The organism is Vibrio sp. Vb0888 (assembly GCF_033338835.1).
GTDB lineage: Bacteria > Pseudomonadota > Gammaproteobacteria > Enterobacterales > Vibrionaceae > Vibrio > Vibrio alginolyticus.
The window spans coordinates 1-1,031 of record NZ_JAWOTL010000344.1; the positions used below are offsets into that span (position 1 = coordinate 1).

Sequence of the window (1,031 nt, forward strand, 5' to 3'; positions counted from 1 at the left end):
AGCTTTCCAGACTCCTGGCGAGTTAAATATGGATGGCGTTAATGCGCAGCAAGCTCGTCGATTCATGGACCGCGTTGTAGGGTTCATGGTTTCTCCATTGTTATGGAAGAAAGTGGCACGTGGCCTGTCTGCTGGTCGTGTTCAATCTGTAGCGGTGAAGCTATTGGTAGAACGTGAGCGTGAAATCAACGCATTTGTGCCAGAAGAATTCTGGGATATTCACGCAAATACCAAAACTAAAGATAAGTCAGATTTCAAACTGCTGGTTGCGCAGAAAGATGGCGTTGCGTTTAAACCTGTTAACGAAACAGAAACTAAGGCAGCCATTTCTGTCCTTGAAAACGCGAGCTACGAAGTGTGTAAGCGCGAAGACCGCCCGACGAAGAGCAAGCCTTCTGCGCCATACATCACATCAACATTGCAGCAAGCGGCAAGTACCCGTTTAGGTTACGGCGTTAAGAAAACCATGATGTTAGCTCAGCGTCTGTATGAAGCGGGTTACATCACATATATGCGTACCGACTCGACTAACTTGAGTGCGGAAGCAGTTGATGCTGTTCGTGACTTCATTGGTTCAGAATTTGGTGACAAGTATCTTCCAGCTGAGCCACTAACGTACGGCAGCAAAGAAGGTGCTCAAGAAGCGCACGAAGCGATTCGTCCATCTGATGTATCAGTGAAAGCAGAAGACTTACAAGGTGTAGATGCGGATGCTCACAAGCTTTACTCACTGATCTGGAATCAGTTCGTTGCGTGTCAAATGACACCTGCAGAATATGATTCAACCACAATCAGCGTAAAAGCGGCGGAATACACGCTAAAAGCGAAAGGTCGTATCCTTAAGTTTGATGGTTGGACTCGCGTACAGCGTCCAATGGGCAAAAACGAGGACACAATCCTTCCTGCGGTACAACTTGGCGATAAGCTAAGCTTAGAGTCACTTGACCCTAAACAGCACTTTACAAAGCCACCTGCGCGCTTTACGGAAGCGGCATTGGTTAAAGAGTTAGAAAAACGAGGCATTGGTCGTC

At 47.2% G+C, this 1,031-nt stretch carries 1 protein-coding gene; it reads left to right on the forward strand.

Annotation, left to right across the window (positions count from 1 at the left end):
• Positions 1-1,031, forward strand: a 1,031-nt coding sequence (locus R7P72_RS26140) for a DNA topoisomerase (protein ID WP_318111175.1), incomplete at both ends; no start/stop codon positions are given.